Origin of the sequence: Streptomyces sp. NPDC002573 (assembly GCF_042889625.1) — a bacterium.
Taxonomy (GTDB): Bacteria; Actinomycetota; Actinomycetes; order Streptomycetales; family Streptomycetaceae; genus Streptomyces; species Streptomyces gibsoniae.
Genome location: NZ_JBIARC010000091.1, coordinates 1 through 22,164, shown reverse-complemented (window position 1 = coordinate 22,164; position 22,164 = coordinate 1). Strand labels below are relative to the sequence as shown.

The window sequence follows — 22,164 nt, the reverse complement described above, 5'->3', positions numbered from 1 at the left end:
CATGATCAATCAGAGGCCGCCTTGCTGTCCGGACAACGACGAAACCCGTGGCCAGCTCTTCGAGCCGACCACGGGCAGGGGTTAAAAACGAAGCTTAGAGGCTCCGCCAGTAGGCGTGGGATCGAGCAGGGCAGTAGTACCGATGTGTGGCCGGTCAGGGGTATCTCGCAACCAGCTCCTGGTGCTCAGTATGCTCCGTCCTGGTGAGGGGGGATCATCAAATGGAGCTGGCGCGGGTCCTATTGCTGGACGCGGCTCCTGGCGAGCTGCTCGACCGGGAGTTGGCGCATCTGCTCGGCAACGGACTGGCCGTCACGCTGAACCTGCGGCGGGTGGCCGACAAGGCCGGGGCGCGGAGCGCCTGGGCCGGCCAGGTGAACTTCACCGATTTCGACGCGTTCGACGAGCCGACGCTGATCGCTGAGACCATTCGGGATGGGATCGGCTATCACGCGGTCAAGTCCCGCGCGGGCGTCCCGCTGCCCGCCGCCTTCCTCGCTGCGGCCACCGACCCCGCACTGGCCAACCGGCTCCGGGTGGTCGGTCGGGCCGGGGCGGGCACTGACCATGTGGACCTGGCCGCCGCCGCCCGCCACGGCGTCGTCGTCACCCACACTCCGGGCTCCAATGCGAACGCGGTCGCCGAGTTCGCCCTGGCCCAGCTCCTCGCCCTGACCCGGAATCTTCCGGCGCACAATGAGGCTGCGCATCAGGGCCGCTGGAGCGCACCGGCTGCCCCCGCTGTGGAGTTGTCAGCACTGACGTTGGGCATCGTCGGGTTGGGGCAGATCGGCCTGGCGCTGGCCGAACGGGCCACCGCCCTGGGCATGCCGGTCCAGGGCCTCGCGCGGCGCCCGGCCGAGACCTCGGTGCCCCGGGCCACGTCCCTCAACGCTCTGCTCGCCACCAGTGACGTGGTCTCCCTGCACGTTCCGCTCACCGCGCAGACCCGGGGAATGATCGGTCGCGCGGAGCTGGCGGTGATGCGGCCGGGATCGATCCTGCTGAACACCGCCCGGGGCGGGGTCGTCGACGAACAGGCGCTGGCCGACGCGCTGCGCGACGCGGCACACCCGCTCGCGGCGGCAGCTGTCGACACGTTCGAGCACGAGCACGCCGCCTTCGCCTCGCCGCTCTTCGGTCTGTCGAACGCCCTGCTGACCCCGCATGTCGCCGGGATGACCAAGGGTGCCATGGCCACGGCGGCCATCCGGTGCGCGGACCACATCGCAGCCTTGCTCGCCGGCCGCCCGGACGGTGTGCCCGTGGTGACCGTCTGACGCTCCAACGCTCCGAGAGCGTCGGGCAGTAGGTCATCGGATGCGCGCGCTTCTCGGACGGGTGTCCCAGCGGTAGAGGGCCCAGGCACGTCGATCGAGGCAGCGAACGGTGATGATGGCACCGGCCAGGGAGATGGGGGATCGACGCGCTGTACGCCGCCCCGCGCTGTCCATCCGGCGCCGTCCAGGCGCCACGCGGTGTACCTGCACCCAGCCGCGGTCAACGAGGCCGAGCACGACACACGGAACATGGAAGTCAGGGACCTTCTGATCCACAGGTTCGGGCGCTGTTGCCGAGAGGCAAGAAGCCCGGTCGACCTCCGGCAGGGATAGGGACCAGAAGTCAGCTGCCGACGGCATGCTTCCGGGCGGCACCATCGAGCCCGACGACCGGGAGACGCCGCACCAGGGCGCTCGCCGCGAGACGGCCGAGGAGATCGGTCTCGACCGCGAGCCCGGGCGGCTGCTCGCGGTGGGCTGGGCGCTCGCACGCTCTTTCTCCACGGAGTCAGTGTCGGACAGCCACCGTTCGGTGGATCCGGAAGTCGCTCGCACGAGTGACACCTCGTCACGCCTGCGCGATCACGGCTCAGTCAACTGTCAATCATGACCGGCTGGGCATTTCCACGTAAATCCTGAAGTCATATGAAGCGCACGGAATATCGGCGTGGCTGTTCCTTGTGCCGACATATCCGACATTACGCTGCCGCTGTCGATCAGCGACGTCGAAAGGAATGCCGTGGCTCGCGAGCCCAATCATGGCCACCAGTCGGCTGCGAGGTCCGTCCTCCCACGCCTGCAATCCCGTTCCGGCGGACGCCTGGGGCGGCTACGGGCCGTCGTCGTGGCCGGTGCCCTGCTCGCCGGGCTGAGTCCGGTCGCGGCCGGTGCGCCGCAGGCCGCCGCCGCGACAGGGCGCAAAGACGATCCGACGCAGTACTGGAACAGGGTCCTGCTCCAGACGTTCCGCAATGCGCGGGGCTGGGACGCCTCGCCCGGCAAACTCTCCAGGTCCGGGGCGATGGTCTTCGCGGCGATCTACAATGCGGAGAGCGCCTATCAGTACACGTACGGAACCCTGAAGTACGAGCCGTACCTCAACCGGCCGCTGAAGTATGCCGGGAAACACTCGCGGCCGCGTCGGGACGAGGAGGAGCGGCTGATCGACCGCACGGCGTACCGGATGATCTCGCAGCTGTACCCGGGCGATCAGGCCTACATCAACGCCCGGTACAGGGCCCGGACCGGCCGCTCCCCCTACTCCTACGACCCCCTCGACCGCCTGGTGGTCGACCGGGTGTTGAGGCAGATCAACAAAGCCCGGGCGGGCGACGGTTCGGCCAACCCTGCGACCTACAGCGGCGACACCACCACACCTGGGGCCTGGCGGCCGACGGGTGAGATGGACTGCAAGCAGCCGAGCGACGCGGTGACCCCGAACTGGGGCAAGGTGAGGCCGTTCGTGCTGCGCTCCGGCTCGCAGTTCCGGCCTCCCACCCTGCGAGGCTTCACTTCCTACGCCGATCTGGTGGCCAGCCCGGAGTACGCGGCCCAGCGCGACGAGGCGCGTCGGGTCGGTGCCGTCGACTCCACCGAGCGCACCTTCGAGCAGACCGTCATCGGCTGGTTCTGGGACCATGACCTGGACGGCACCTACCACCCCCCGGGGCAGATGCTCGAGCTGACCGGGATCGTCGCCAAGAAGTTCAGGCTCGACACGTACCAGACCACCCACTTGTTCGCGCTGTCGGCGCTGTCGTTGGCGGATGCCGGGATCGCGGCCTGGGACTCCAAGTTCGACACCCCGATCACACTGTGGCGCCCGGTGTCCGCGATCCAGGCGACGGGCGGCCCGAACGCGAACTGGCAGCCTCTCAGCGCGGACCGCTCCGGGGCACCGTTCAGCCCGTGCTTCCCCGCCTGGACCTCCGGGCACGCCAACTTCACGGCGGCGTGGGCAAGCGCGATGAAGCACTTCTTCGGTCGTGACAACGTCTCGTTCATCGCACACTCCGAGGACCCGCACACCATCGAGGCGTACCGCAAGATGGCCAACTTCAGCCAGGTCGCCGAGGAGGGCAAGCTGAGTCGGCTCTGGCTGGGCGTGCACTTCCGCTGGGACGCCGAGGACGGGAACATGATCGGTACCAACGTTGGCGACTACGTGTTCGCCAACGCGCTGCTGCCGACGCGATGGGGCCGTCCGCATCACCATTGAAACGACACCCTGGCGCACACCTGCGGATGTGGAGGGGCGACTGCACCGCTCCGGACCGGCCGAGCCTGACGAGCCTCTGCCTCCCGGACTGTGGTTGAAGGTGTGTCGAGCGCGGTCTCGTAGGCGATGGGGCTGCGTTGTCCGAGGCTGGAGTGGCGGTGTCAGGTGTTGTAGCGGTGCAGTCGCGGAACAGGTCAAGGCGGGCTTCGCGCTCGTCGGCCCGGACACTGCGGCCCTGGAGCGTTTCCCGCTCGCAGGTCGCGTCGAAGGACTCGGCGAGCGCATCGTCCACCGAACTGCCCACGGCGCTCATGCTCTGGATCACGCCTGCTCGGAGGCGGGCGCCTGCGGATGCCCGGCTCGTGTACTGGGCGCTGTGGCCGGTGTGCATCACGCTCCGGCGGGGCAGTCGCGGCATTGCTGGGCGGCGGTTGCTTCCACCGCGGTTTCCCCGCTCGACCTGGTGCGCTTGTGGGGTGCGGCCCATTCGGCCCTACGCCGGACACTCTTTGGGGTTGCGGACCCGTGGGCGGAGCCTGTTGTGCGGCTGTGCCGGCCGGCGATCGGTTGACTTCACAGGGAGGCGATCGTGCCTTGGGGGCGTTTCTCGTGAGGGGCAGCCACTGTGATCAACAGGCGGGACGTAGTGCGGGTAGGCACACTGGGTGCTTTGGGGACGGGGATGGTGGGTTTGCAGGCACCACCCGCCGCTGCGTCACCCACCGAGGTGGCGGAGCGGGTCGGCCCCCGGGACTGGAAGCGGCTGGCCGACGCGCTGTCATCGCGTTCCACGCTCTACCGGCCAAGGGATTCCAACTACCCGCCGCTGGCGCTCCCGTTCAACCACCGCTACGCCGGGATCCACCCCGCTGGAATTGTCGCGTGCGCTACCACCAGGGATGTCCGCGCGGCGGTCCGCTGGGCCCGCGCGGTGGGGCTGCCCGCCGTGCCCCGCTCCGGGCTGGGCCACAACTACGCCGGGTACTCCAGCACCACTGGCCTGCTGCTCAACATGGCCCGGATGAAAAGCATCGCCGTCACCCCGCTGCCGGGCGCCCGCTCCCGGACCCGGACCTACGGGCCGATCAAGGTCACCCATGGCGCCGGTACGGTCACCGTGGGAGCTGGGGTCACCAATGGCGACCTGCACCCGCTGCTGGAGAACCAGGGGAAGTTCGTGCCGACCGGCCGCTGCCCCACGGTCGGGGTGGCCGGACTGGTGCTCGGCGGCGGCATCGGCTTCAGCGACAAGATGTTCGGGCTGACCTGTGATCGGCTGGTCTCGACGACCGTGGTGCTCGCCGACGGCCGCGTGGTGGAGGCCAGTCAGGACTCGCATGCTGACCTGTTCTGGGCCTGCCGAGGCGGGGCGGGGAACAACTTCGGTGTCAACACCTCCTTCACGTTCCAGTACGAGCAGTTCCAAGGCAACGTGGGCTTCTACCAGTTGCGCTGGAGCCTGGACTCCGTGGTGCCGGTGATGGCCGCCGCGCAGCGGATCGCCGTGAACACCCTGGACGACAAGCGGTTCCACCTTCGCGTCGGCATCGGAACCCACGGGCTTGCCAGGGACCAGATCCGGGCCAATGCCAACGTCAACGCCATCGGCCAGTTCTACGGCGACCTTGGGGAGTTGCGCGCCATCCTGGCTCCGCTGCTTGCCATCGGCACGGCCGAGGAGCGCGCCCGCAACAACGAGTCCGTCCGCGAGGTCACTCCCGGTCAGGCGAGCGTGCTGCTGAGCGCCACCACACCGGTCGACCAGTTCGCCGCCAAGTCGGCGGTTCTCACGTCCCGCACGCTCCTGACCGACAAGCAGATCGGCGCCGCCGCCGAGAAACTGCTGGAGTGGCCGGGCAGCGGTAACGAGGACGGGGCCGGGTTCGCGATGTTCGCCCTCGGCGGCGAGATCAACCAGGTGGTGCCGAATGCGACCGCGTTCGTGCACCGAAACGCCGTGTTCATCTTCGCTGCCGAGACCTCCTGGGCAGACTACGATCCGCCCCACGTCGAGACCGCGAATCTGCGCTGGCACCGTGAGTTCTACTACGACATCTTCGGTAACACGCCTCCTGAGCAGTCGTATCAGAATTTCCCGGATCCGACGCTGAAGGACTGGCGGCGGGCTTACTACGGCGCGAACTACGACCGACTGGTCAGGGTGAAGCGGAAGTACGATCCGACCGACTTCTTCAGCTATCCACAGGGAATCGGCACCTGACGCTCTCAAATCGACACCGTATTCCCTGCCGACAGGGACGAGTACGGCGGGCGCTGCCGGCCGCTGCCCTGCGCGGACCCCAGTTGGGCTGGCGGAAATGCAGACCGGTCGGCTCTTCGACAATGTGCCGAAGTCAGCGGCCGGGGTGCGTGCAGTCTCCTTCCCGGCCGGCAGTGGCCAGTGCGGTCGACGGATCCTCGGCCGTGGCCGATGGGCCGGCCAAACTCGTCCTCGTTCTCGTCGGCGTGGAGCGGTAGCGAGGGAACCAGCCCACCGCCCACCAGACGCCGACGTCATTCCGTCCCAGGTCGGAACGGGAACGGCTTGATCGTTTCCGACGGCGCCGGCGGAGCAGGCGGTGACCGAGTTGGCGAGGTCTTACAGGGGGAGGTATCAGCGCTTGTTCGTAGTCTGGTCGGAAAGCGGATCGCCGTCCCGGGCAACTACTACGTGGCGCTGAGGGTGGAGCAACGGTTGTCGTGCCGCGAGCCGCGTGGGTCCCGATCCGACACAGGCCGGTCAGCCGCGGCCGCCCCAACCACCGCCTCAACCGCCCCCGTTTCCGCCGCCTGTGCCGCCCGTGCAGCCGGGTACGGAGCCTGCCGCTGCGCAGTTGTTCGGGATGTTGTTGACCACCCGCGTCCCTCTCAGGCGGACGCTGCCGCTGAAACCGCTGTCGTTGAAGATGCCGCCGCCGGTTTCGCCTGCGGCGTTCCGCGTCACCAGGGAGTCGGACAACGTCATCCTGCCGCTGTTGTGGATACCGTCACCATCGGTGGTCGCGGACACGGCGCTGTTCTCCTCCACCGTGGAATCGGTCAGCGTCATCGTGCGGAAGTTCTTGATGCCACCGCCGAAGACCGCGAAGTTGATCGACACTGTGGTGCGCACGCCACCGTGGACTTTGGGCCGGTGTTCGCCGGTGTGAACGACTGCTGAGCGCTGCCACTGCCGGGGGTCGGTTGTCGTTGTCGGCTTGCCCGGCGTAGACGACTGCGACGAGCTTCCGGCCTTGTCCTCCCGTTGCCAGAGGTGCAGGACGTGAGCACGAGCACCGATGTCGCCACTGCACACCCGGCGAGCCGGGCCCGGTGGATCGGTACTTCTTCCAGCTCGCCCTGTCCTATCCGGTCCGTCTGTGAACCAGGCGCCGTCTCGCCGCGAAGGTACGGAAGTCGCCTTCTTCGACCTGAAGGTGGACTAGGTTGACGGGCCCGTCACGCCGACTCGATTGCCCGTTCACCGCGGCCGGGCCGGCATACGTATGCTTGACCCAGAAGCGGCATGAACTTACCTGCTCTTGCAGGGGAGTTCGTGCCGTCGGCGCAGTTCGCTGTCGTCGCTGATACCGCGCCGACGAGTCGGCCGAGTGCCGGGCCCCCGTCCGGTCCCGGCGCTCGGCCGCATCATGGGCGCCTGCTTGCATCAGACCTTGGGGTCATCAGGCCCTGGGGTCAGTCGGGCTCGTCACTCCTTTCGGTACCCGTAGGCCTCCGTGGCCGCCGCCTCCACCGCCGCCAGATCCGCGCCCGTCGACGCCGTGACGACCGCCGCGACCGCGCCCTCCACGAAGGGGGCGTCCACCAGCCGGGTGTTCTCGGGGAGCTCGTCGCCCTCGGCCAGCAGCGCCTTCACGGTGAGCACGGCACTGCCCAGGTCCGCGAGCACGGCGACCCCGGCCCCCCGGTCCACGGCCGCGGCCGCCGCGGTGACCAGGTCGGGGCTGGTGCCGAGACCGCCGTCGGGTGTGCCGCCCGCCGGGGCGACGGGCACCGTGGTGGCGCCGCCCGCCAGCCCCTTCGCCAGGTCCGCGACCGACTCGGCGACGGCGGCACTGTGCGAGACGAGCACGATGCCGACCAGCTTCTCGGACGTGTCACTCACCGGCGGCCTCCGCGAGTGCGGCGATCAGCAGGGCCGAGGAGGTGGCACCGGGGTCCTGGTGCCCGATGCTGCGCTCGCCCAGATAGCTCGCCCGGCCCTTGCGGGCCTGCAACGGCGTCGTCGCGACGGCGCCCTCCTCGGCGGCCGTCCGGGCCGCGTCGAAGGAGGTGGCCAGCGCGTCCACCGCGGGCACCAGGGCGTCGATCATGGTCTTGTCGCCGGGCGCGGCGCCGCCCAGCGCCATCACCCCGTCCACGCCCGCCCGCAGCGCCTGGGTCAACTGCTCCTCGGTGACCTCCTCCGCGTCCCCGAGCGCCTTGCCGGTGCGGCGCAGCAGCGTCCCGTACAGCGGGCCGGAGGCGCCGCCCACCGTCGAGATCAGCTGCTTCCCCGCGAGTTGGAGTACCTCGCCGGGTGCGGCCGGCACCTCCTTGTCCAGGGCGGCGGCGACCGCGCGGAAGCCGCGTTGCAGATTGCTGCCGTGGTCGGCGTCGCCGATCGGCGAGTCGAGCGCGGTCAGTCGCTCCGCCTCGCGGTCGACGGAGGCGGCGGTCGCCGTCATCCAACGGCGGAAGAAGTCGGCGTCGAGCACTGGATCTCCTTGCGTGGTACGGACGTTGACCTCACTCACGGTTCCGGGCAGCCGTGTGCCGGACGATCACCTGCCCCAGCGCAGGCCCGGCGTGCTGACCGGCGCGTCCCACAGCCGCAGCAGTTCCTCGTCGATCTGGCACAGGGTGACCGACGCGCCGGCCATGTCGAGCGAGGTGACGTAGTTGCCGACGAGGGTGCGGGCGACCGCGACGCCGCGCTCGGCCAGCGCCCGCTGCACCTCGGCGTTGTAGCCGTAGAGCTCCAGCAGCGGGGTGGCGCCCATCCCGTTGACCAGGACCAGTACGGGGTTGCGCGGCGGCATGTCGTCGAGGATGGCGTCCACCGAGACGTCGGCGATCTCGCGCGCGGTCATCATCGCGCGCCGCTCACGTCCCGGCTCGCCATGGATTCCGATGCCCAACTCCAGCTCGCCCGGGGGGAGATCGAAGGTCGGGCTGCCCTTCGCGGGCGTGGTGCACGCGCTGAGGGCGACACCGAAGCTGCGCGCGTTCTCATTGACCTGCCGGGCGATGGACTGCACACGCTCCAGCGGCTGCCCCTCGTCCGCCGCCGCCCCCGCGATCTTCTCCACGAACAGGGTGGCACCGGTGCCGCGCCGCCCCGCCGTGTAGAGGCTGTCGGTCACGGCGACGTCATCGTTGACCAGCACCCTCGCGATCTGGATGCCCTCGTCCTCGGCGAGCTCGGCCGCCATGTCGAAGTTGAGCACGTCACCTGTGTAGTTCTTGACGATGAACAGCACACCGGCGCCGCTGTCCACCGCCGCCGCGGCCCGCACCATCTGGTCCGGAACCGGGGACGTGAAGACCTCGCCGGGGCAAGCCGCCGAGAGCATGCCCGGGCCCACAAAACCGCCGTGCAGCGGCTCGTGCCCCGAGCCGCCGCCGGAGACCAGCGCGACCTTCCCCGGGATCGGGGCGTCCCGCCGTACGATCACCCGGTTCTCCACGTCGATCGTCAGTTCGGGATGCGCGGCCGCCATGCCCCGCAGCGCGTCCGAGACCACCGTCTCCGGGACGTTGATCAGCATCTTCATGGGAGCCTCCTGACGTGCCTGGCAGTCTTCGGTCTCGGTGGCCGTGAGCCCTGGGCGGCGGGCCACTGTCGGCAGTATCCGTGTTCGAGGGGCGCTGGTCACGTGCGTGGACGTTCTTGGGCGTGTACGGGGGTGGGGGCCGCGTACGGGGACGGGTCCGAGCCGCGTACCGGAAGCCGGAGGCCGCCCGCTCCCTCGGTGTCGGTGGCACCCAACCGGGTTGCCCCGGAGCCGAGTTCGCGATCCCCGGCGCGTACGGCCCCGACCGGGGCAACCACCGCCGACCGGGACCCGGGGTGGACCCCGCGCCCGCAGACGCGCTCCGCTCGCGCCGAACGGGGCTGCGGACCCTGAGGGCGGGGCTGCGGACCCTGAGGGCGGGGCTGCGGACGCTGACGGCGGGGCCGCGGGCGCCGACGACGGGAGCAGGCGTAGCGACGGGGTGAACGTTGTCGACGTGGGTACTAGCGTGGCAGGCGTCGACGTCTCGGCCTGGAGGGACCTGTGATGACCGTGCCCCGGATCCTGATCGTCGGTGGTGGATTCGCCGGAATGGAGACCGCGCGCAAACTGGAGCGCCTCCTCAAGCCCGCCGAGGCCACGATCAGGCTTGTCACCCCCTACGACCACCAGCTCTATCTGCCGCTGCTCCCGCATGTCGCGGCCGGCATCCTCACCCCGCAGTCGGTCGCGGTGAGCCTGCGCCGGCTGCTGCGCCGTACCGTCATCATCCCCGGCGGCGCCGTCGGCGTCGACCCGGCCGCCAAGGCCGTCGTGGTGCGGAAGATCAACGGTGAGACGACCGTCGAGCACTACGACTATCTGGTGCTGACGCCCGGCAGCGTGACACGGCAGTTCAACATTCCGGGAGTCGACGAGCACGCGGTGGGCATGAAGACGCTCGCCGAGGCGGCCTGGGTCCGTGACCACGTCATATCCCAGCTCGACCTCGCCGCCGCCAGCTCCGACCCGGCCGAGCGCGAGACCCGGCTGCGGTTCGTGGTCGTCGGCGGCGGCTATGCCGGTACCGAGACCGCCGCCTATCTGCACCACCTCACCAACGCCGCCGTCAAGCGCTACCCGGGCCTCGACCCGGAGCTCATCAAGTGGCACCTCATCGACATCGCGCCCAAGCTCATGCCGGAACTCGGCGACCGGCTGGGCGCACGGGCCCTCACCATCCTCAGGAGGCGCGGCCTCGACATCTCCCTCGGGGTCTCCGTCGCCGAGGCCACCCGGGACACAGTCACCTTCACCGACGGCCGCACCCTGCCGTGCCACACCCTCATCTGGACGGCGGGAGTGGCGGCGAGTCCGCTGATCGCCACGCTGGACGCCGAGACCAACCGCGGCCGGCTGGTGGTCCGCCCCGATCTGACCGTGCCGGGCCTGGACGGCGTCTTCGCCCTGGGGGACGCCGCCGCGGTGCCCGACCTCTACAAGGGGACCGACGCGGTCTGCCCGCCGACCGCCCAGCACGCGATGCGCCAGGGCTGGGCCGCTGCGAAGAACGTGGCGGCGGCGCTGCGCGGCACCCCGCTGACCGACTACCGCCACCGGGACATGGGCCTCGTCGTCGACCTCGGCGGCCTCCAGGCCGTCTCCAAGCCGCTCGGCGTGGAGATGACCGGACCGCCCGCGGAGTTCGTGGCGCGCGGCTACCACCTCGGTGCCCTGCGCACGATTCCGGCCCGTATGCGCACCATGACCAACTGGACGCTCAACGCGCTGGCGGGCTACGACTTCGTCCGCACCGGCTTCCAGGCGGGCCGCCCCGCCACGCTCGCGGACTTCGAACGGACCGAAGCGTACCTCACACCGGACGTGATCACCTCCCACACAGCGCCCAAGTCGGCCGACTGAGCGCCGGGGGCCGGGCGCCGCCCGGTCGGCACTGTCACTACGTCAGGGGCGCCCCCGCCACCGCGGGAGGGGCGCCCGCCCTTCGGTTTCCGGCCCGCGCGCCCTGCGCGTGTCCGTGCGCGGACGCGATTCGGCCCCGGACCAAGACGGCCGATTCGGCCCCGGACCAAAACGGCCACAGCCGGTGAGTCCGGCGGTGGCCGTCCGGCCTCCCGCTGTCTCAAACGTCGCCGCCGCCCCGCTCCCAGCGGCGACGCCCGGTCGACGCGCTGGTCCGGGATCCGAGATTGCCGTGCGCCTTCAGCTCGTGCGGGGTGAGACGGTGACGGCTCCTCGGCACCTCGTCGGGTTCACGGTTCTCCATGACCGTGCCCACCGGGCCTCCTTCGGGCTGCCTCGGCTGCTCCTCCGGGCGGGGCGGGGCGGGCTCCCGGCGCCGCACGCGCACGCCCATCCAGAAGGCGCCGACCAGCAGCGCCACCACGATCAGGCCCGCCAGGAAGGGCCAGAGGCCGAACTGCAGACCATGGGGAACGGCGAGGTCCATCGACACGGTAATCATGGCGCGGCGGGTACCCCCGGTTCCCGCGGTGAACCCGGACGGCCTACGCACACCGGGTTTGGCCGGGCCACCACCGGCTACCCGCTCCTTCGTGACGATGACATCCCAACAGGAGGTCTACCGGTTCCTGGAGGATCGCTTCGCCTGCGCGCTGGCCTGCACCGAGTGCGCGCGGGCGTGCGTTCTGCGCGCGAGCCTCGCGGAGACGGAAGGTCCGGACGACCAGGAGCTCCTGCGCCGCAAGGGCATCATGTGCGCGGAGGTCTGCGACGCGACCTGCCGGGTGCTGTCCGACCAGGGAGCCCAGGACGAGGCCCGCATCCGCGGCGAGGTGGAGCGGTGCCGGGCCGTCTGTCTGGAGGGCGCACATGTCTTCGACACGGCCCCCCGCGGCGAGGAGGTCGCCCGGGCCTGCCGGGCGTGCGCCCGGGCCTGTTCGGACTTTCTGGCGGCACTTGGCTGACGGACCGGTCGGAGCCGTCGGACCGGTCGCGCGAGCCGGTGCACCGGCATTCCCAATTTCTGGAACACGTTCTACGGTGTGCGCCGACAGGACCCGGCCTTGGGGAGCCAGGAGGCGCCGTGCATCTCGACTACACGCCCGAGCAGCAGCGCTTGCGTACCGAACTGCGCGGCTACTTCGCCGAACTCGTCCCGAACAACGCCTACGCCCGCCACGGCGACCCTGCGGCCCAGAAGCGTTTCTACCGTGACACCATCCGCCGACTGGGCCGCGACGGCTGGCTCGGCGTCGGCTGGCCCAAGGAGTACGGTGGGCGCGGACTGGGCGCCATGGAGCAGTTCATCTTCTTCGACGAGGCGGCGCAGGCGGGCGTACCGCTGCCGCTGATGGCGCTCAACACGGTCGGCCCCACCCTCATGCGGTTCGGCACGGAGGAACAGAAGGCCCGCTTCCTGCCGGCGATCCTCTCCGGCGAGACCGACTTCGCGATCGGCTACAGCGAACCGGACGCGGGCACGGACCTGGCGTCCCTGAGGACGCGCGCGGTACGGGAGGACGGCAGCGGGGAGTACGTCGTCAACGGCCAGAAGATCTGGACCACCAACGGCGACACGGCGGACTGGGTGTGGCTCGCCGTGCGCACCGATCCCGTCGCCCCGCCGCACAAGGGGATCACGATGCTGCTGGTGCCGACCACCGACCCCGGCTACTCCTGCACCCTCATCCGCACCCTCGCCTCGCACGACACCACCGCGAGCTACTACGAGAACGTCCACGTCCCCGTGTCCCATCGCGTCGGTGAGGAGAACCAGGGCTGGCGGCTCATCACCAACCAGCTCAACCACGAGCGCGTCACTCTCGCGGCCCACGGCACCATGGCGATCCGCGCGTTGCACGACGTGCAACGCTGGGCCATGGAGACCAAGCTCACCGACGGCCGGCGGGTGATCGACCTGCCCTGGGCGCGGCGCCTGCTCGCCCGGACCCACACCAGGCTGGACGCGATGAAGCTGCTCAACTGGCGGATGGTGAGCGCCGTCCAGGACGGCACACTCACCCCGCAGGACGCCTCCGCCGTCAAGGTCTACGGCTCCGAGGCCCGCCGTGACGCCTACGCCTGGCTCATGGAGATCGTCGCCGCCGCCGGAGCGCTGAAGGAAGGATCGGCGGGGGCCGTGCTCCACGGCGAACTCGAACGCGGCTACCGCTCGGCCGTGATCTTCACCTTCGGCGGCGGGAACAACGAGATCCAGCGCGAGATCATCTCCTGGATCGGCCTGGGAATGCCCCGCGTCCGCCGCTAGCGCCCTGTGACCAAGCGTTCTACTTGGCACATGAGCAAGGTTGGCACCAGCCGGTAGGCCTGACCTGGGACCCGACCTGGTCCGATGCGCGTGTCGCGGGGCCACGTCAGCGACAACGACTACGAGGAGGCCGCCACCGTGCTCACCGAGGAGCAGATCTCCGCGGTCGCGTGGGTGGCCACGGCGATGAACGCATTCAACCGGCGACTGAGCCGGCTTCCAGGTGCGGGCCGGCCGGTTCCAGGCGGCCCGGCTGCCCAGCACCCGGGATGACAGATGGAGACGCCAAGCTGTCTTGGTGTGTACCGCGAGTCCGACCTCGCGCGCTGGCGAGCAGTTCATGTCCAGATCGCCTGCCACGAGCTCCTCCCCATGCTGCTGCGTCCGGAGAGCTGCAGGCTCCCGCCGCCGACACTGCCGCCCGGCGGAGACGGCGATCGGTTCACGCCGTCGACGGTGCCCGGCGACGCGACCGCACATGCAGAGGATCTGCGCATCGAAGTGGTCGACGGTGCCGGCCACCGTCTTCCCGAGGAACGGCCTCACCTCGTCGCCGACCACGTCCGGGATCACCTGCGGTCACCGCGGCTCAGGGCCAGGACAACCCGGCGGACCCGGTGGCCCTGTGCGCTCGCCGCCGGTCACGGCAGCGCCACCACCTGGGCGGCGTGGGCCAGGCCGGCGCCGAAGCCGACGAGCAGGGCCGGGGCGCCGCTGGACAGGGTGCCCTGGGACAGCAGGCTGTCCAGGGCGAGCGGGATCGACGCTGCCGAGGTGTTGCCGGCCGTGATGACGTCCCTGGCCACCACGGTGTGCGGGGCGAGCCCCAAGGAGTTCGCCGCGGCGTCGATGATGCGGGCGTTGGCCTGGTGCGGGACGAACGCGGCGAGGTCGGTGACGCCCAGGCCCGCACGCTCCAGCGCCTGCCGGGAGATCTCCGGCACGATCCGGGTCGCCCAGCGGAACACCTCGGGGCCGGCCATCCGCAGTGTGGGCCAGGGAGCGGTCGGTCGGCGGGCGTCCAGCCAGCTGCGATCGTGGGCGATGAGGTGATGGCGTTCGCCGTCCGAACCCCACACCACCGGTCCGATGCCGGGCGTGTCGGACGGGCCGACCACGACCGCTCCGGCGCCGTCGCCGAACAGGAACGCGGTGCCGCGGTCCTCGGGGTCGACGATGTCGCTCATCTTCTCCGAGCCGACCACCACGATGGAACGGGCGTCGCCCGAGCGGACCAGCGAGTCGGCCAGCCCGAGCGCGTAGCAGAACCCCGAACAGGCCGCGCTGATGTCCAGGCTGCCGGCGGAGCGGGCGCCCAGCTGGTGCGCGACGCGAGGCGCGGCGGCGGGCGCCTGCTCCAGGAAGGACATGGTGGCCAGCAGCACGATACCGACGTCGCCCGGGTGGGTGCCGGACTGGGCCATCGCCTTGCGGGCGGCCTCCACGGCCATGCTGACCACTGTCTCGTCGGGTCCGGCGAAGCGCCTGCTGACGATGCCGGAACGGCGCCGGATCCACGTGTCGCTGGAATCGATGCGGGCGCAGATCTCGTCGTTGCTCACCACCCGGGTCGGTCGGTACACGCCCACGCCGAGAATGCGGGATCCGGGCCGACGCTCGGGCACGCGCAGCCGCGCCATCATGCCTCCCTCATGGAATCGGCGGCCTTGGGAGGCGTGTCCACGGCCGACGCGGCGAGTTCGCCCGCCTCGTAACGCGCCCGGCACGCCCGGCGCTGCACTTTGCCGCTGGACGTCTTCGGCAGCGCACCGCGGCGCACGATCAGGACCTCGTCGGCACGCAGCCGGTGGTCCTCGTACACGGCGTCGTGCACCCGGGCCCGGATTGCCTGCGCGCCCGGCGACTTCAGCACCCGGCCGTCGGTCTCCACGACCACCACCAGCCGCTCCCGCTCGCCGTCGTCCACCGAGAAGGCGGCCGCGCAGTTGGGGTGCAGGCCCGGCACGGCCCGCTCGGCCGACAGCTCGACGTCCTGGGGGTAGTGGTTGCGGCCCTGACGGATGATCACGTCCTTGAGCCGTCCGGTGACGTACAGCGTGCCGTCGTGGAGGAAGCCGAGGTCGCCGGCGCGCAGGTAGGTGTCGGCGGGAGCATCGTCCGCCCCCGTGACCCGGGCCCGGAAGGTGGTCTCGCTCTCCTGTGGGCGGCCGCGGTAACCCCCGGCCACGCACGGGCCGTTGATCCAGATCTCGCCCACCCGGCCGGGCGGGCAGGGCCGCCGGGTGCGCGGGTCCACGATCCGTACCCGGGTGCCGGAGACGGTGCCGCCGCTGCTGACGAGCGGGAGCGCGTCGTCGGCGTCCTCGCCGGTAGGCTGCACGATGCCCTCGTGCAGCGCCTCGGCCGACACCCACAGGACGGTCGGCTCCCGGTCCTGGCTGTCGCCCGTCGCCTTCAGTGTGTTCTCGGCGAGGCCGTAGCCGGGGCACATGGCGCGGGGACGGAAGCCGTGCGGGGCGAAGGCCGCGGTGAAGGCCTGGACGGTCCGCCAGCGCACCGGCTCGGCGCCGTTGGCCGCCACCCGCCACCGGGAGAGGTCGCCGACCTGGTCCGTCTTGCCCTCGGCGGCCGCGCGGGCGCACAGCTCGTAGGCGAAGCTCGGCGCCGCAGCATGGGTGCCGCCGAACCGCGCGATGGCCTCCAGCCAGCGCGCCGGGCGGCGGATGAAGGACTCGGGGGCCATCAGATACGAGGGGATGCCCGCCCACAGCGGCATGACGACCCCGAACAGCATGCCCATGTCGTGGAAGAGCGGCAGCCAGTTGACGACCGTCCCGTCCGGCTCGCACGGCCACAGCTCATCGGTCTCGGCCACGTTCGCCAGGAAGTTGGCGTGGCTGACCATGACGCCCTTGGGGTCACCGGTGGAGCCGGAGGTGTACTGCAGCAGCGCGATGTCGTCCGGGCCCGGGGCGGGGACCGCCAGGTCGGCGGCGCCGTCCCGCACGACCCCGGGGTCGTCAGTGGCCAGCAGGGTGAGGCCGGCCAGTTCGGGTGACCGACCGAAACGCTCGTGCATCTCGTCGCGTACCTCGGCGGTGGTCAGCACGGTTGTGGTGCCGGCGTCGTCGGCGATGCGGCGCAGCCGGCGTATGCCCTCCCGGCGGCGCGGCACCTGTACCGGGGCGGCGGTCACGGAGCCGTACATGCAACCCAGCAGAGTGCGTACGAACTCCAGGCCGGAGGGGTACAGCAGGACGGCGTTCGCGCCGCGCAGGCCGGCCGCGCCGAACGCCGCGGCCCGGGCGCAGGCGGCGTCGTGCAGTTCGCGGTAGGTCAGCGTGGCGTCCGGCTCCTCGCCGTCGCGCAGGAAGACGTAGGCGGTTTCGTCGGGTTGCTTCTCACTGCGCACGCGCAGGGCGTCGGGCAGGGTGTGCACCTCGTCCGCGTGCGGATCGAGTCCGGTGGTCGGCACGTCTCAGATCTCCTCGTCCGGCCCGGCGCTCGCCCGGGGCGGGCATGTCGTCGGGGTGGGGGCTGCGGGACGTGCGGAGAACGGTGCAAGCACGGCGGCGAGCAGCTCCGGGGTGCTCGGGATGACCGGGCGCGGATGTTCCGGCACGGATGGGCGGGCAAGGGGTTCCATGACGCGTCCTTTCCGCGGAAAAAGTTCCAACGGCAGTGCGGCAGCGCATCTCCGCTGCCCGCACGACGCTACTGCGGCGCGTCATTCGGAATTCAAGTGCGCGGTCATGCCTCGGTAATCGTGCTGGTCTCGGAGGTCGCCGTCTCGGAATGGGTGACGAGTTCAAGGAGGCCCGGCATGCACAAGAGAATCCGGCGCCCGGAGGAAAATCCACCGGGCGCCGGAGCGTGGGACGAGGATCGGTCAGGCGGCGTGCTCCTGGTCGGGCACTGGACGGTCGACGGCCAGCCGCCACTGCCCTTCCGCGTTGCGGACCAGGACGTCGGTGCAGGTGCCGTGCATGTGGGTGATCTGGCCGTCCGCTTCGGGGATGTCCAGCTCGTAGTCCACGATGAGGAGCGAGGTGTCGCCGGTGGTGTAGGTCTGCAGCACCTTGGAGTTGATCTTCGGGCCGATGCTCAGGAATTCCTTGAAGAACGTGGTGCGGGCTTCGGCCGACAGCGGGCTTCCGGAGATGTTGGAAATCGCGTCGGCGGTGTACATGGAGTCGTACAGGGCGCCGTCGCCCGAATTGAAGATGCGGACGAACAGATCGTTCTGCTGGTCGGGGTCCTCGGGGATCACGGAACCGAGGGGTTCAGTCATGGCGTATCACTCCTCGTTGTTTTCGGCATCGACGGCTTCGTTCTCGTTCCCGGCGCGGAGACACCGCCGGGGCGCGGGAGGTCACAGAAGCGGTGTGTCGGGGTCGAGGCCGAGCAGGACGCGGCCGTAGACCTCCATGTTCGAGCTGAGCAGGATCCAGCCGTGCAGGGCGAGGCCCTGGACGTCGCGATGGAAGCGCTGGAGGGGTACCTCACGCCGGATCACCGAGGCGCCGCTTGCGTTGTAGAGGATCTCCACGGCCTCCTTGGCGAGTTGCACCGCATAGGCGCTGTGTCCGCGGATCGCGGCCCGCTCCTCCAGCGTCGGTTCCTCGCCGGCGTCGGCGCGCTGCTGAAGGGTGCGGTACATGGCCGTGGCGAGCGCCTCCGCCGCGGCGATCTTGCTGGCGGCCGTGCCGACCTGGATCTGCGTGAGGGGGTGCTGCGTCTGTTCGGTCCAGGACGTGTAGCTGATGCCGCGGCCCGGCAGGCGCTCGAGGAACAGCTCGTAGGCACCGCGGGCGATGCCGACGAAGGTGGAGACGGCCTGCGAGAACAGGAAGCCGTAGAGGCCGTACGCGCGGCCGGGGGCCGGTGCGGGCAACTCGATGCCGGCCGCCGCGGCAGCCTCCGCCTCGGCGGGGATGACCACGCGGTGGGCCGGCACGAAGACGTCCTTGACGGTCGCCGTCGAGCTGCCGGTGGCGGCCAGCGCGGAGGCGTTCCAGTCGTCGGCGAAGGTGAACTCGGAGATCGGCACCAAGGCGATGGCGTCGACCAGGGACCCGTCGGCCTCCTCGACGAAGGCGAGCATCATGTTCCACTCGGCGCCCCGGCAACCGGAGTTGAATCCCCAGGTGCCGTTGAGGCGGTAGCCGCCCTCGGCGGGGGAGAGGACGCCCGTGGGACTGAAGCCGCCGGAGATGCGGGCGGAGCCGTGGGAGAAGACCTCCTCCTGCAGTTCCTCGGAGAAGAGCGTGACCATCCAGGCACTGGACACCCACACCATCGAGACCCAGCTGGAGGCCGGGCAGCCGCGCGCGATCTCGGCGAGGACCCGTGACTGGTCCTCCAGGGAGAAGTCGAGGCCGCCGAAGCGGTGCGGCGTGGCCATGCGGAAAACCCCGGCCTTGTCCAGGAGCTCGATATTTTCATCGGGCAACCAACGTTGGTTTTCGGCCTCCAGGCCGTTCTCCCGGAGCTTGGGGACGATGCTCCGCACTGCGTCCAGCACTGACGCGACATCGGTGCCATTTTTGGCCATTGAGGCTCCTCGCTCGATCGCACGGACGGGGATTCGCGTGCACGGCGCCGTCCGGCGAATTGCGCAGGCGACGGGCCGACGCGCCTTGGGAACGAACGGAATCGTGACAGAGCCCGTCCCGGGCGTGGTCACGGTTCAGTAACTTGAATTTCCGTCAGGAAGCGATGGATCGCCGATTACCTGCCGGTGGCACCGGGGTGGGTAGGGTGCGGCCGGGTCCCGCTGTGCGCTTGTCCGGCCAGGTCACGGCGAAGTGCCGAGGTGACGGGTGCTTACTCTGCGGTAGGCGCTTACCGAAAAGTAAGTACTTACTTCAAAGCGTGTGCCGGGCTTAGGGTCAAGTCGTCACTGCAACGCTGTTTTCGACCCTGGAGAACCCCTCCGCCCTAACAGATGAGTAAATCTGTAAGTGAGCCTTTGCCAACTCTTATCCTCTAGCATCGGTATACGTTCACCCAGTCGTGCTTGCCGCCCGCTGCCTTCGCCGGTGACGTGCTGAAGGGAAGCCTCTGACCAGGGTCACAGCGGGGGCGATCCACGCAAGTGGAGAGGCAACAGCATGGCGGGGGTGTTCCTTCGGAATTCGTTGGACAGTTACGACGTGGGGAGAACTGTGCAATTCCGGATCCTGGGACCTCTGGAATCGATGGACGAGGGCCGACAAGTGGCGTTAGGAGGCACCAAGCAGCGAGCGACGCTCGGCTATCTACTGCTGCGGGCCAACCGAGTCGTCGCGACCAGTCAGCTCCTCAACGTCCTGTGGCCTGTGGAGGACGCGCCCACCTCGGCGCGCAAGATTCTGCAGAACGCCGTATGGGGGCTGCGGCGTGTGCTCACGCCACATCACGGCGCGGAACGGCCGACTCTGGTGACCCAGCCACCCGGCTACCGGCTCGCGGTCGACCCCGACGACGTCGACCTGTACCGCTTCCAGCGGGTGGTCGAGGAAGGGCGGGCCAAGCTCGCCGCGGGCTCGCCGCAGGCGGCGGCGCAGCTGCTGCGGGACGCGCTGGCGCTGTGGCGAGGGCCGGTGCTGGCGGATCTGGTCGAGGCGGGGATCAGCTGGCCCGAGTTGACCGCCGTGCAGAACTCCCGGCTGGACGTCATGGAGGACTACTTCGAGGCTGAACTGGCGTGCGGCCGGCAGCTCGCGGTGCTCGGCGAACTCGAGGCCATGGTCGAGGACAGCGCCCTGCGGGAGCGCTCCTGCGGGCAGTTGATGCTCGCCCTGTACCGCAGCGGCCGGCAGGCCGACGCGCTGAATGTCTACGGCCGGGTGCGGCACGCCCTGGTCGAGGACCTCGGGCTGGAACCCGGCCGGGAACTCCAACTGCTCCATCAGGCGATCCTCACCCAGGACCCCTCGCTGAACCTGCCCGAAGTGATGCACGTCGTCGGTGAGCCGCAGGGCATGCCGTCGCCGGTGCCTCCGGCGCAGGACGGTCCGGAACCCGTGGCTGCGCAGGTGTCGCCTCCCGAACCGTCGGGCGAGGGAGAGCGGCCGGTCCGAACAGGGGCGGAGCGGGACGCCGAACGCACGCACGCCACGGCGGCCGGGTCCGTACAACGCCGCCAGGTGGCCGTGCTGTTCGTGCGCGCGCAGCTGCTGGCGGCGAACGACGCACCCGCGGATGTCCCCTACCGCCTGGGCACGGCCGACGCCGACGAGTTGCTCGAACGCGTCTCGGGCTGGATGCAGGAGAGCATCGAGCACTTCGGCGGCTCCGTGACGGCCACCATCGGCTCGGTGTCCATGGCTGTGTTCGACTCGTCGGACGAGGGCGACGACGCGGCACGCGCGGTGCTCAGCGCCCTGGCCATCCGAGACGGCCTCAACACCGCCGTAGGGTCCATGGCGCAGTTGGACGGCGCGAGACCGTCGCTGTCCCTGCACGCGGCGGTCGCCACCGGCGAAGCCCTCCTGCGCTACCGCGAGACCGCGGCCGACGCGGCGGCGGCGACCATCAGCGGAACGCTGGTCGACCGCTGCCACGCTCTGCTGTCGCGTGCCGCCGCCGACGGGATCCGGGTGTGCGAGCGCACCCTCGAGCGGACCCGGTCGATGATCGAGTACGTCACCCACGACTCGGACGAAGGGGTGGCCCTCGGCATCCGCACCGACTACATGGACCTCGCGACGATACCCACCGTGGAGCGCGACTTCGAACTGGGGCTCCTGGGCGATCTGCTGAAGCGGACCATGCACCGGACGACCCCGCATCTGGTCACGGTGCTCGGCGAGGCCGGCAGCGGCAAGACCCGGTTCCTCGCCGAGTTCGGCAACGTTGTCCAGGACGAGGTCAACCTGGCCCGGTTCCAGGTGGGCCGGACCCCGCTGTCGGGCCAGGACAGCATCTTCGCCCTCCAGACGGAACTGGTGTCCGCCCTGTGCGGGATACAGCCCGGCGACAGCCTCCAGGTGGCGCTGGCCAAGCTGGAGCGGACGGTGCGCGGGCTGGTCGGCGAGGAGCGGGCGCACCGGCTGCTGCTCTGCCTGACGCCGCTGATCGATCCGTCGGGGGCGCCCGCCGGGCCGATGGATCCGGAGTCGGAACTGGACGCCTGGCTGCACTTCCTGGAACGCACCGTGCTCGACCGGCCGTTGGTCCTGGTCATCGACGACCTGCACCGTGCGGGCAACGCGCTGCTCGACTTCGTCAGTGGCCTGGCCGACTTCTCCGGGGTCCCCCTGCTGGTGGTGGCCTCCGCGCGCCCGGAGCTGTTCCAGCGGCGGGGGGACTGGGGCGGCGGCAAACACCACTTCACGTCGATGACCCTGGAGCCCTTGTCGGACGCGGCGGTCGACACCCTCTTCGACTTCGCGATGGCCTCCGCCACCCGGCACACCGAAGCGCAGCGGCCCGCACCCGGAACCCCGGCCGGGACACGGCCCGTCGGCGTCGGCGAACGGTCCGATGAGCGCCGCCGTCGCTTCATCATGCGCACCCTGTTGGCCATGGGCCGTCCCCGGCAACTCGGCGCACCCCGGGCGTGCGGAGCCGCGACCTAGGCGGTGCCGACAGTGATGTGGTGGGGGGGGGGGGGGGGGGGGGGCGCCCCGCCCCCCCCCCCCCCCCCCCCCCCCCCCCGGCCCCCCCCCCCCCCCCCTCGCCTCCACCGGATTGACCGTGCCCAGAATGTTGGAAACCAGCACGAACGAGATGACCTTCGTCTTCTCGGTGATGGTCTGCTCGATCGTCGAC

General features: G+C 70.3%; 18 protein-coding genes and 2 pseudogenes. 9 read left to right on the top strand and 11 right to left on the bottom strand.

All coding sequences use genetic code 11. The features are described 5' to 3' along the window. Positions 1–221 precede the first annotated feature (221 nt). The 4 genes and pseudogenes from ACFYX0_RS41365 to ACFYX0_RS41350 all read left to right on the top strand — a co-directional run bounded on the left by ACFYX0_RS41365 (position 222) and on the right by ACFYX0_RS41350 (position 5,719). Entirely contained in the window at positions 222–1,280 is a 1,059-nt protein-coding gene (locus tag ACFYX0_RS41365) for an NAD(P)-dependent oxidoreductase (protein WP_388979404.1), read from the top strand. A 361-nt stretch (positions 1,281–1,641) separates the two neighbouring features. Then, a pseudogene (locus tag ACFYX0_RS41360) lies at positions 1,642–1,761 on the top strand (NUDIX domain-containing protein); the annotation flags it as partial. A gap of 363 nt (positions 1,762–2,124) precedes the next feature. Beyond that, entirely contained in the window at positions 2,125–3,498 is a 1,374-nt protein-coding gene (locus tag ACFYX0_RS41355; protein WP_388979397.1) for a vanadium-dependent haloperoxidase, read from the top strand. Between the two features lie 682 nt (positions 3,499–4,180). Further along, complete coding sequence (locus ACFYX0_RS41350) at positions 4,181–5,719, top strand: FAD-binding oxidoreductase (RefSeq protein ID WP_388979394.1); 1,539 nt, start codon at positions 4,181–4,183, stop codon at positions 5,717–5,719. Between the two features lie 546 nt (positions 5,720–6,265). Here ACFYX0_RS41350 and ACFYX0_RS41345 read toward each other — a convergent pair. The 4 genes from ACFYX0_RS41345 to dhaK form a co-directional block, all read right to left on the bottom strand. Next, positions 6,266–6,610: a hypothetical protein gene (locus tag ACFYX0_RS41345; RefSeq protein ID WP_388979391.1), complete on the bottom strand. Its 345-nt coding sequence runs from the start codon at positions 6,608–6,610 to the stop codon at positions 6,266–6,268. Positions 6,611–7,186: 576 nt separating this feature from the next. Further along, on the bottom strand, positions 7,187–7,603 hold the full coding sequence (gene dhaM, locus ACFYX0_RS41340) for a dihydroxyacetone kinase phosphoryl donor subunit DhaM (protein ID WP_355914382.1): 417 nt from the start codon (positions 7,601–7,603) through the stop codon (positions 7,187–7,189). Next, positions 7,596–8,195, bottom strand: a complete 600-nt coding sequence (dhaL, locus tag ACFYX0_RS41335) for a dihydroxyacetone kinase subunit DhaL (RefSeq protein ID WP_388979388.1) — start codon at positions 8,193–8,195, stop codon at positions 7,596–7,598. Before dhaL ends, dhaM begins: the two co-directional genes overlap by 8 nt. A gap of 66 nt (positions 8,196–8,261) precedes the next feature. Further along, a complete protein-coding gene (gene dhaK / locus ACFYX0_RS41330; protein WP_388979385.1) occupies positions 8,262–9,254 on the bottom strand; it encodes a dihydroxyacetone kinase subunit DhaK in 993 nt (330 codons plus the stop codon). 507 nt (positions 9,255–9,761) lie between these two features. Here dhaK and ACFYX0_RS41325 point away from each other — a divergent pair. Next, positions 9,762–11,117 carry an NAD(P)/FAD-dependent oxidoreductase gene (locus ACFYX0_RS41325; RefSeq protein WP_388979382.1) on the top strand — a complete coding sequence of 452 codons (1,356 nt, stop codon included), beginning with the start codon at positions 9,762–9,764 and terminating at the stop codon, positions 11,115–11,117. A gap of 220 nt (positions 11,118–11,337) precedes the next feature. Here the strand turns inward: ACFYX0_RS41325 and ACFYX0_RS41320 are convergent, their stop codons facing one another. Further along, positions 11,338–11,679 carry a DUF6479 family protein gene (locus ACFYX0_RS41320; protein WP_388979379.1) on the bottom strand — a complete coding sequence of 114 codons (342 nt, stop codon included), beginning with the start codon at positions 11,677–11,679 and terminating at the stop codon, positions 11,338–11,340. A 97-nt stretch (positions 11,680–11,776) separates the two neighbouring features. Here ACFYX0_RS41320 and ACFYX0_RS41315 point away from each other — a divergent pair, with 97 nt between their 5' ends. The 3 genes from ACFYX0_RS41315 to ACFYX0_RS41305 all read left to right on the top strand — a co-directional run bounded on the left by ACFYX0_RS41315 (position 11,777) and on the right by ACFYX0_RS41305 (position 13,719). Then, the gene (locus tag ACFYX0_RS41315) at positions 11,777–12,142 is read left to right on the top strand and encodes a ferredoxin (protein ID WP_355914458.1); all 366 of its coding nucleotides are present in this window, start codon (positions 11,777–11,779) and stop codon (positions 12,140–12,142) included. 119 nt (positions 12,143–12,261) lie between these two features. Continuing rightward, positions 12,262–13,446: an acyl-CoA dehydrogenase family protein gene (locus ACFYX0_RS41310; protein WP_388979376.1), complete on the top strand. Its 1,185-nt coding sequence runs from the start codon at positions 12,262–12,264 to the stop codon at positions 13,444–13,446. Between the two features lie 84 nt (positions 13,447–13,530). Beyond that, positions 13,531–13,719, top strand: a complete 189-nt coding sequence (locus tag ACFYX0_RS41305) for a hypothetical protein (protein ID WP_388979373.1) — start codon at positions 13,531–13,533, stop codon at positions 13,717–13,719. Between the two features lie 368 nt (positions 13,720–14,087). Here ACFYX0_RS41305 and ACFYX0_RS41300 read toward each other — a convergent pair whose 3' ends face one another. The 5 genes from ACFYX0_RS41300 to ACFYX0_RS41280 all read right to left on the bottom strand — a co-directional run bounded on the left by ACFYX0_RS41300 (position 14,088) and on the right by ACFYX0_RS41280 (position 18,961). Further along, positions 14,088–15,089 (bottom strand): beta-ketoacyl-ACP synthase III, encoded by a 1,002-nt coding sequence (locus ACFYX0_RS41300; protein ID WP_388979371.1) that lies wholly within the window; start codon positions 15,087–15,089, stop codon positions 14,088–14,090. Then, entirely contained in the window at positions 15,086–16,882 is a 1,797-nt protein-coding gene (locus ACFYX0_RS41295) for a fatty acyl-AMP ligase (protein ID WP_388979369.1), read from the bottom strand. The genes ACFYX0_RS41300 and ACFYX0_RS41295 overlap by 4 nt, the downstream gene beginning before the upstream one ends. Positions 16,883–16,885: 3 nt before the next feature. Continuing rightward, entirely contained in the window at positions 16,886–17,053 is a 168-nt protein-coding gene (locus ACFYX0_RS41290; protein ID WP_388979366.1) for a hypothetical protein, read from the bottom strand. Between the two features lie 243 nt (positions 17,054–17,296). After that, positions 17,297–17,698, bottom strand: a complete 402-nt coding sequence (locus ACFYX0_RS41285) for a YybH family protein (protein ID WP_388979364.1) — start codon at positions 17,696–17,698, stop codon at positions 17,297–17,299. A gap of 81 nt (positions 17,699–17,779) precedes the next feature. Beyond that, positions 17,780–18,961 carry an acyl-CoA dehydrogenase family protein gene (locus ACFYX0_RS41280; RefSeq protein WP_388979361.1) on the bottom strand — a complete coding sequence of 394 codons (1,182 nt, stop codon included), beginning with the start codon at positions 18,959–18,961 and terminating at the stop codon, positions 17,780–17,782. Positions 18,962–19,574: 613 nt separating this feature from the next. On the opposite strand from ACFYX0_RS41280, the gene ACFYX0_RS41275 reads away from it, so the two are divergent. Then, entirely contained in the window at positions 19,575–21,971 is a 2,397-nt protein-coding gene (locus tag ACFYX0_RS41275; protein WP_388979358.1) for a BTAD domain-containing putative transcriptional regulator, read from the top strand. 99 nt (positions 21,972–22,070) lie between these two features. On the opposite strand, the pseudogene ACFYX0_RS41270 reads toward ACFYX0_RS41275, so the two are convergent. Further along, positions 22,071–22,164: pseudogene (locus ACFYX0_RS41270) on the bottom strand (aminotransferase class V-fold PLP-dependent enzyme); the annotation flags it as partial.

Excerpts from the sequence above, each read along its gene's own strand:
- ACFYX0_RS41325 (WP_388979382.1), top strand. The coding sequence starts at position 9,762 with ATGACCGTGCCCCGGATCCTGATCGTCGGTGGTGGATTCGCCGGAATG.
- dhaK (WP_388979385.1), bottom strand. The coding sequence starts at position 9,254 with ATGAAGATGCTGATCAACGTCCCGGAGACGGTGGTCTCGGACGCGCTG.
- ACFYX0_RS41320 (WP_388979379.1), bottom strand. The coding sequence starts at position 11,679 with ATGATTACCGTGTCGATGGACCTCGCCGTTCCCCATGGTCTGCAGTTC.
- ACFYX0_RS41350 (WP_388979394.1), top strand. The coding sequence starts at position 4,181 with ATGGTGGGTTTGCAGGCACCACCCGCCGCTGCGTCACCCACCGAGGTG.
- ACFYX0_RS41300 (WP_388979371.1), bottom strand. The coding sequence starts at position 15,089 with ATGATGGCGCGGCTGCGCGTGCCCGAGCGTCGGCCCGGATCCCGCATT.
- ACFYX0_RS41285 (WP_388979364.1), bottom strand. The coding sequence starts at position 17,698 with ATGACTGAACCCCTCGGTTCCGTGATCCCCGAGGACCCCGACCAGCAG.
- ACFYX0_RS41280 (WP_388979361.1), bottom strand. The coding sequence starts at position 18,961 with ATGGCCAAAAATGGCACCGATGTCGCGTCAGTGCTGGACGCAGTGCGG.
- ACFYX0_RS41315 (WP_355914458.1), top strand. The coding sequence starts at position 11,777 with ATGACATCCCAACAGGAGGTCTACCGGTTCCTGGAGGATCGCTTCGCC.
- ACFYX0_RS41305 (WP_388979373.1), top strand. The coding sequence starts at position 13,531 with ATGCGCGTGTCGCGGGGCCACGTCAGCGACAACGACTACGAGGAGGCC.
- ACFYX0_RS41290 (WP_388979366.1), bottom strand. The coding sequence starts at position 17,053 with ATGGAACCCCTTGCCCGCCCATCCGTGCCGGAACATCCGCGCCCGGTC.
- ACFYX0_RS41365 (WP_388979404.1), top strand. The coding sequence starts at position 222 with ATGGAGCTGGCGCGGGTCCTATTGCTGGACGCGGCTCCTGGCGAGCTG.